Raw genomic sequence first — 8,735 nt, 5'->3', positions numbered from 1 at the left:
TAATTGCCACGCTGGTTGGATTTTAATTGCCAAAGTGGTTGATTTTTTAATTGCCAAACACACATAACACTTAAGTTATGATCTAATTTTTTATCCAAATGTAAACCACTTGGAACTATTATTCAATTTATTCTTTTTTACTTCCAGTACCATTTGAGTACCAGTTGTTAATTTTATCTTCTGCAAGCTTTGAAATTACAGTGTTTCTTACTTTTTTGGAACTATTCCCACTCGATTGTTGCAGGTGGTTTGGAAGTAATGTCGTAAACCACTCGATTTACATGTCCCACTTCATTCACGATTCGAACGCTAATCTTTTGCAAAACATCCCATGGAATACGAGCAAAATCAGAGGTCATCCCATCAATAGAAGTTACTGCACGAATCCCTATCGTGTAATCATAGGTACGGGCATCCCCCATAACTCCTACACTTCTAATCCCTGGCAAGACAGTAAAATATTGCCAAATATCACGTTCTAAACCAGCATTAGCGATTTCCTCACGGAGAATCGCATCTGATTCACGAACAATTTCGAGTTTTTCTTCGGTAATTTCTCCAAGCACCCGAATTCCTAAACCAGGTCCTGGGAATGGTTGCCGCCATACTAGACTATCTGGCATACCTAATTCTGTCCCCAATTCACGGACTTCATCCTTAAACAAAGTGTTTAATGGTTCGATCAATTCAAAGGCCATGTCTTCTGGCAAGCCCCCCACATTATGGTGAGACTTGATCGTTTGAGCTGTCTTCGTTCCAGATTCAATGACGTCAGTATACAAAGTCCCTTGCGCCAAGAAATCAATTCCCTTTAATTTAGCGGCTTCATCGTCAAACACATAGACGAATTCATTCCCAATAATTTTCCGTTTCTTTTCAGGATCACTAACACCCCTTAGTTTTCCTAAGAAACGATCTTTGGCATTGACACGAATGATATTGAGCCCAAATTTACCTGATAGGCTTTCCATTACTTGGTCTCCTTCACCCTTACGCAAAAGGCCATGATCCACAAAAATGCAGACCAGTTGATCTCCTATTGCTTTTTGTAAGAGAACCCCTGTCACGGAAGAATCTACCCCACCAGACAAACCTAGCAAGACTTTTCTATCCCCAACAGTTTGGCGAATTTTTTCAATTTGAACGTCAATAAAGTTTGCAATGCTCCAGTCAGCTTTACAGCCACAAATATTTAAAGCAAAGTTCTTCAATAGATCATTGCCATATTCACTGTGGCGTACTTCTGGGTGGAATTGAACCCCATAAAAATGACGAACCTTGTCTGCCATCCCTGCAAATGGGCAAGAAGGACTAGTAGCAATGGTATTAAATTCTTTTGGAATAGCAGTCACACGGTCGCCGTGGCTCATCCAAACCACTTGTTGATCCGGCGTAGCTTGAAAAAGGTCGTTGGCTTCTTCAACTGTTAATTCTGACTTACCATACTCGCTAGTACCATCAGCTGGTTCAACTTTCCCACCAAGCAAGTGTGTCATCAACTGCATCCCATAGCAAATACCTAAAACCGGAATCCCTAGATTAAAAATTTCTGGATCAATGGTAAAAGCTCCATCTTCATAAACGGAATTTGGTCCGCCTGACAAGATGACACCTTTTACGTTGCCCTTGTCTTTCAATTCCTGCGCGGTAATCGTGTTAGGAATCAATTCCGAATAAACATGAAATTCCCGAATACGACGAGTGATCAATTGGTTGTATTGGGAGCCATAGTCTAAAACGATAATTTTCTCCATATCCGTTAGTGTCTGAGTCATATTTGCCTCCTTTAATAACTTCTCTTCTCTTTGATCATAGTGGCAAAAGCTTGCCCTGTCAATTGTTTAACGTGTTTTCTTACAATTTTGCCTTTTAAATAGCCACTATTCTCTTGAGGGCTAATTGGTCAAAGTATTTTTTCTGCTTAAACAGGACATGCTTTATTTCCCTCTTAAGCCGGCTATTCTTCATTTTGCCTCTTAAACAGAGCATGCTTTATTTCCCTTTCGCCCCTTGACCAATCTATTGTTTAACCAATACTTCATCAATGTAATGGTTCTTAACTTTATGCAATATAATATCAGCTCGTCCCATTGTTGGAAGGATAAATTCATTCAAATTCACTAAATTAATTGTTTCCCAAACTTGCGTCGCCATAGCTAAAGCTTCTTGCCGGTCCCCATTAGCATATTGATAGTAATAGTTTGTCGGATCGTCTTTAGCCAAATCCATCAGCATTTCAAAGCGTTCCAAATACCATTGCCGGATCAAACTTTCTTCCGCATCAACAAATAGCGACACATCAAAAAAGTCACTCACAAATATTTCATGGTTGGCAGGTAATTGTAATACATTAATTCCTTCTACAATGAGTATATCGGGTTGATCAATGACATCATAACGTTCAGGCAAGATATCATAAACTTCATGAGAGTATTGCGGGGAACGAACCTCCCTTTTCCCTGATTTGACATCTGTTAAAAAGCGAATCAAGCGCTTCATATCATAACTCTCTGGGAAACCTTTCCGATTCATTATACCTCTTTCTTGTAATATAGCATTAGGGTACAAAAAGCCATCCGTCGTCATTAAATCAACTTTTAAATCTCGATAAGCTTTCTCTAACAAATTTTGTAGCAAACGAGCCGTTGTGCTTTTCCCAACTGCCACACTACCAGAAATTCCAATAATAAATGGGGTTTTCACCGACTGCCTATAGAGAAAACTATCCTTCATCTGCCGAAGTTCCAAAAATCCTTGGCGATAGCAATCGATTAAATACAATAAAGGCATGTAAATTTCTGAAACGTCCTTTTGGTCAATCCGGTCATTAAGGGAAGTCAATTCTCTCAATTCTTCTTTCGAAATCGTCACCGTTCGACTCGTCCGTAGCTGTTTCCATTGTTCTCGGTCGAACTCATGGTATACTGAACGATCCATTGAATCACTCCTTTAGCATTCCCTCTTTTTCAGGGACTATTCTTTTCACCTATCCCTTTTAGCTGGGATTATTTTTTTTAAGCATTTTCTAGCTTCCTTGGCTAGCATGTTCGAGCTTTCTTGGCTAGCCTTTTCAAGCACCCCTTTGTGTTGGGACTGTTTTTTCAAGCCTTATCTAGCTTACTTCGGCTAGTCCTTTCAACTATCCCTAACTAGCTGGGGCTGTGCTGTTCTAGCAAGCTATTGAGTAGGGGATTGCCTTTTTCAACACTCCTGAACTAACCGCTTTTTCTCTTCCCTTGAGAAAGGGCTCCTAAGCCACTTTATATTATATACTACTTTTCTATCAGAAAGCCAAGACTAGCCATCTCTTGCTAATATTTTAAAGCAAGATCTGCTTCAAGCATTACAAATTCACAATCTCCCTGTATTTTACCATATCCCCCACAAAAAAATTTAGCCAGTCTGTTCTTCTAGGTCTTTTATCCTCTTGTCTTTTCTAAAAAGGGCTAGCTAGCCATTAAATTTCGTTAAGATTACGACAAAAGAGGTAGAATTTACTTTAAAATGATAGAATATGTGTGGTTAAAAGTATAGCGCAAGCGAAAGGAGCCGCCATGATGAAATTAATAGGTCACGGGAGATCTCATGCCAAGATTATTTTAATGGGGGAACACTCTGTCGTTTACGGGGGTCCTGCCATTGCTGTCCCTTATTCTGGTGTTGAAGTGCATGTTAAAGTAAAAGCCAGTGAACTTGACAAATCTACTGTTCGTTGTGCCTTCTATGAGGGTTTGGTTGAAGAAATGCCAGATGTGATCGCCAGTCTTTACCATACTATTCGTGTAACTGCAGAAAAAACACTTGGGATCTCCTCTCCCCTTGACTATATTATCGAGTCAACTATTCCCGCAGAAAGAGGGATGGGCTCTTCTGCCGCTGTAGCTTGCGCTCTCATTCGTGCCCTCTACGATTTCGCCGAACGTCCACTAAGTCAATCTCAACTCCTTGGCTTAATTAGCGAAGCTGAAACTATCGCTCATGGCTCTCCTAGTGGTTTAGACGGCCTTCTTATGACCAAAAAAAATCCCGTGATCTTCCGTCGACCACAAGAAATAGAAAATCTCTTCTTCAAAGGTAGCTTATATCTCATCGTTGGAGATAGTGGGCATATTGGCAGAACCAAAGAAGCCGTGATGGATGTTAAACGCCAAATAGACTCTCAAGATGCGAAAGCTAAAGAAGCTATCGAAGCCATTGACCAACTCGTCCTTTCTGCTAGAGAAGCTATCGATAGATGCCAATGGGAACAATTAGGTCATCTCATGACAAAAGATCATCACTTTCTACAGGTTCTAGGTGTTTCTTCCAAAGAATTAGACGCCTTAGTAGCGAGTGCCTTGACAGCTGGTGCTTTAGGTGCCAAACTCACTGGGGGCGGGAGAGGAGGATGCATGATCGCCATTACAGATGATCCCGATCGTGTAGAAGCTATCCGAGCCAATTTAATAAAAGCAGGCGCCAAAACCACCTATGCCCACCAACTTCACACAGCAAATCCATTACTTTAGTCATGGGAACTGTCCCATTTTTTAACCATGGAAACTGTCTCCATTTTTTAACAAGAAACACTAAAGACAAATATTTCTACTCGAAACATCATACCAAACCATCTGCCTTAAGGAGGAGCGCACGCCATGACCAATCACTCTTCGGTTTTTACCGGTCAAGCCAGAGCCCATACCAATATTGCCTTAATTAAGTACTGGGGGAAAAAGGATCCTGATCTTTTTTTGCCCATGGTGTCTAGCCTTTCTCTAACTCTTTCAGCTTTTTATACAGATACTCGTGTGAGTTTTTCTGAAAGCTATACTGAAAATCGACTGCTAGTGAATGGCCTAGAACAAACTGGAAAAGCCAAAGAGTCTCTAGACCGTTTCATGTCTGTCATCGGCTCAAAAATGGAACACCCCCTCCCTATTCATATTGAAAGTTTTAACCATGTGCCAACTGCTGCCGGTCTTGCTAGCTCCGCTTCTGCTTATGCCGCAATGACGGGGGCTATCGCTCAAGCTTTAAATTGGGATTTGGACCTTCAAAGCCTTTCTCGCATCGCTAGAAGAGGAAGTGGATCGGCTACTCGTAGTCTTTTCGGTGGCTTTGTCGAATGGGAAAAAGGAACAGACGACCTTTCCTCCAAAGCCATACCTATTGACGATGGGCTTTGGGATGTTGGAATGCTCGCTCTTGTCTTAAACGATAAGGAAAAAACTATCTCTAGTCGAGATGGCATGGCTAAAACTGTAGCTACATCCCCTTTTTATCCCGCATTTGTGAGCAGCCAAGACAGCGACCTAGAACTCATGAAAAAGGCTATAAAAGAAAGAGATATCGTTAGCATGGGGGAAATTGCTGAACATAATGCAATGAAAATGCATGCCACAACACTTTCAGCTAAGCCTCCAATGACCTATCTCTCCCCAGATTCTCTTCGCGCCATCAAGGCCGTTCAAGACTTGAGAAACTCTGGATTTACTTGCTATTACACCATGGACGCTGGCCCAAATGTTAAAATTCTAAGTCCAGCCAGTCAACAAGACGATCTCATTAAAGCTCTGCGCCAAATATTTAAAGATGTGACTCTGGTCAAAAGTCAAGCCGGTCCAGCCATGCGCTATCTTTCTGATGAAGAATGGCAAGAATTGTACTAGCTCAATTACTCCTTCTTCTTAATTGCCGCCCAAATGTTCTATGCGCAAGCTTATAATAGACTGCGACCATGCTTCTATCAACTTTTTCTAGCGCCAGCTATTTAAAATCGATTTCAACTTGTTATTGCACTTTACAACTTGATTTTAACTGCTTTCTTTTTAAACTTTCGACCTTGCTTTATCTTATTTTCTAGAGATCCTTATTTGAATTTACTTCCATCTACTTTTTATGCTTATCCATCTAGCTGAAAATATCACCCTAGATATGGAAAATTTACTTTCATCCACATTTTTTATGCTTATCAATGGGTTAATACCCTTGTCACTAAGGAGGAATTGCCTTGTCTATTCAGGCCTCTGCACCAGGTAAATTATACATAGCCGGAGAGTACGCTGTTGTTCATCCGGGAAACGAAGCGGTGATCACTTCTACCCCTCAACGGCTGACGGTCACTATAAAAGAAAGCTCCCATACCGGTTTAATCCACTCGCAACTCATGAACGGTTTACCTCTACAATGGTATCGTCGTGGAGGGGATTTAGTGATCGACGAACGTGAAAACCCCTACCATCTCATTATAGCTGCACTCAAAGTCGTTGAAGGCTATGTGAAAGAAAAAGGGATTCCCGTCCGCTACTATCACCTTGACGTCAGCAGTGATTTGAACAATTCAGATGGCGTGAAATACGGTTTGGGTTCTAGCGGTGCTGTTACAATCGCTACCATTAAAGCTGTTCTAGCTTTTTACGGATTAAAACAAGAAGCTAAAGATCCAATGTTTGTCTACAAATGTGGCGTCATCACCCATATGCAGAGTGGGAATAACGGATCGTACGGAGATCTAGCTTGTTCAGCCTTTGAAGGGGTGATTCACTATACTAGCCCCAACCGACAAACTATAAAGACTTGGTTAGAAGAAGGTTTATCTCTAAGCAGCATTTTGACGGAATTGGAATGGCCACACTTAGCTATACAGCCCGTTTTGATTCATCCTTCTTTACGCTTAATTGTTGGTTGGACTGGAGAACCCGTTTCAACCGCCCAACAACTGGATAATTTAAATGCTCCTGATGACTTAAAAGTACAAGACATGCCCCTAAATCTCTTTTCTAGCCTGTCTAACAATTTAGTCAGAGACCTTTTACCAGCTTTAGCCAGTGGCAATCTAACTCGTCTGCGCTTTGTTTTAGAAGACTGCCGCCAGCTCTTGATCCGCTATACCACCCTACATCGCATTTCCTTTGAAACACCAAAATTAAAAGAGTTAGTGCAGCTCAGTAAAAAAGAACACCTCCCTAGCAAATCTAGTGGCGCAGGCGGGGGCGATTGTGGGATTACATTTACTCATAGGCTGACAACAGCTGTTAACAACCGTCTGATTTCTGCTCTAAAAGCGACTGAAATTATTATCTTGCCGTTTGAATGGGAGGGAGCCTACAATGCTTAACAGAAAAGACGATCACATTCGTTTGGCTCAAGAGCAATTCCATCCTTCTCACTTTTTCGACGATGAAATTGAATTTGTTCACCAATCCTTGCCTTTAGTTCATGTAGATAAGATATCCAGCCAACAGTCAGTTTTGGGCAAAAAGTTCGCTTGGCCTTTTTTCATTAATGCCATGACTGGTGGGTCCAGCAAAACTAAACGAGTAAATGCCTCTTTGGCTCAAATTGCCAAAGACTGCAATTTAGCGATGGCTGTCGGTTCTATGAGCCCTATCTTTAAAGATCCCTCTAACAAAGATAGTTATACCATCGTACGAGAAGTTAATCCGGATGGTATTATCTTTTCAAATCTCAACTTAAATTACAGTCCTAGCCAAATGCAAGAGGCTGTAGATCTCATCGAAGCGGATGCTCTGCAACTTCATATCAACGCCCCTCAAGAATTGGTCATGCCAGAAGGAGATCGTGATTTTTCCCAATGGCTCAAAAAAATTGAGGCCAGCGTCAAACAAGTCAAATGTCCTGTTATTATCAAAGAAGTCGGCTTTGGCATGAGTCAAGAAACCATCCAACAACTTCTTTCTGTGGGAGTCAAAGCTGTTGATATTAGCGGACGAGGCGGAACTAGCTTTACTCGAATCGAGGGAGCTAGAAGGAAGCAGCCTCTCCTTTCTAATTGGGACAACTGGGGCATCCCAACTCCAATAGCTCTCCTAGAAGCAAGAGCTGCTTTTCAAGCATCGAAAAAGGAGGGTAAAATTACCCTTATCGCTTCTGGAGGCGTTCAGACACCAATGGATGTCGCCAAATGTTTAGCTCTTGGCGCTGATCTTGTTGGTCTATCCGGCTTCTTTCTCCAACTAGTCCTTGACCACACGTCAAAAGAGGCCTGTCGTTTAACAAAAGCTTTCCAAGAAGAATTCTTAATGATCATGGCACTCTTGGCTTGTCAAGAAATCAAGGACTTCTCCCATAGCTCTTTAATTTTTGGGGATCGCATCTTAAACTGGGCAAAGCAAAGACATCTTTCCTTAGAAGAATTTTCAACAACAAAAGGGCGATAGATACATGTAGTCATTATCGAAAGGTCGATAGATAGGTGTAGACATTTTTTCCCTTAGCTTTAACATTTTTGATAAATCGCCTTTTACTTCTTACATCCTGAATCCTCCCGAAATTTGTCCTCCCTTTTAAAAGTGGGATAAATATCGAGGGGATTTGTCTTTATGGCGTATTTGCCACGGACTAGCTTTTAACATCATCCTTTTTTTAACGACCCAAAATATTCGTCCTCTGTATTTGAGACGGACTAGCTTTTACCTTCCCCCCAACAAGTCATTTAACTTCAGTTCATCAATGAGCCATTCCCCAAGTGACAGATCTTCTATCTTAGCCCATCTAGCCTCCTTCTATTTCAAACTATCTTCCATTTACCGCCTTAGATTCCATCAATAATGATAACTAGTCCATCTATCCTTACATTTTCTTCCAACAGACTCCTGTTAAAATTCCGTCTATTATTCTTCGCCTTCTAAACCTTTTTATGTTTTATCTAACCAACTTAACTTTGCTCTTTATAAGTTACATTTTTCACATTCAGCCTTGATATCATTACTAGTGCAATCGTTTTTCCTCCTTTT

At 41.2% G+C, this 8,735-nt stretch carries 6 protein-coding genes; 4 read left to right on the top strand and 2 right to left on the bottom strand.

Annotation, left to right across the window (positions count from 1 at the left end):
• Nucleotides 1-221: 221 nt before the first annotated feature.
• Together guaA and coaA are read right to left on the bottom strand one after the other, a co-directional pair.
• Nucleotides 222-1,775: a glutamine-hydrolyzing GMP synthase gene (gene guaA, locus D3H64_RS02160; protein WP_121564397.1), complete on the bottom strand. Its 1,554-nt coding sequence runs from the start codon at nucleotides 1,773-1,775 to the stop codon at nucleotides 222-224.
• 244 nt (nucleotides 1,776-2,019) lie between these two features.
• Entirely contained in the window at nucleotides 2,020-2,937 is a 918-nt protein-coding gene (coaA, locus tag D3H64_RS02155; protein ID WP_121564395.1) for a type I pantothenate kinase, read from the bottom strand.
• Nucleotides 2,938-3,554: 617 nt separating this feature from the next.
• On the opposite strand from coaA, the gene mvk reads away from it, so the two are divergent.
• The 4 genes from mvk to fni all read left to right on the top strand — a co-directional run bounded on the left by mvk (nucleotide 3,555) and on the right by fni (nucleotide 8,159).
• Nucleotides 3,555-4,508 carry a mevalonate kinase gene (gene mvk, locus D3H64_RS02150; protein WP_147429886.1) on the top strand — a complete coding sequence of 318 codons (954 nt, stop codon included), beginning with the start codon at nucleotides 3,555-3,557 and terminating at the stop codon, nucleotides 4,506-4,508.
• 126 nt (nucleotides 4,509-4,634) lie between these two features.
• Nucleotides 4,635-5,648: a diphosphomevalonate decarboxylase gene (gene mvaD / locus D3H64_RS02145; protein ID WP_121564391.1), complete on the top strand. Its 1,014-nt coding sequence runs from the start codon at nucleotides 4,635-4,637 to the stop codon at nucleotides 5,646-5,648.
• A gap of 341 nt (nucleotides 5,649-5,989) precedes the next feature.
• Nucleotides 5,990-7,096, top strand: coding sequence for a phosphomevalonate kinase (locus D3H64_RS02140; RefSeq protein WP_158589198.1), 1,107 nt, complete (start codon nucleotides 5,990-5,992; stop codon nucleotides 7,094-7,096).
• A complete protein-coding gene (gene fni / locus D3H64_RS02135) occupies nucleotides 7,089-8,159 on the top strand; it encodes a type 2 isopentenyl-diphosphate Delta-isomerase (protein WP_121564387.1) in 1,071 nt (356 codons plus the stop codon). The genes D3H64_RS02140 and fni overlap by 8 nt, the downstream gene beginning before the upstream one ends.
• Nucleotides 8,160-8,735 lie beyond the last annotated feature (576 nt).

This window comes from Atopobacter sp. AH10 (assembly GCF_003664595.1).
Taxonomy (GTDB): domain Bacteria; phylum Bacillota; class Bacilli; order Lactobacillales; family Aerococcaceae; genus Atopobacter.
The sequence above is the reverse complement of the archived record's forward strand: the minus strand, read 5'-3'. Positions and strand labels throughout refer to the sequence as shown.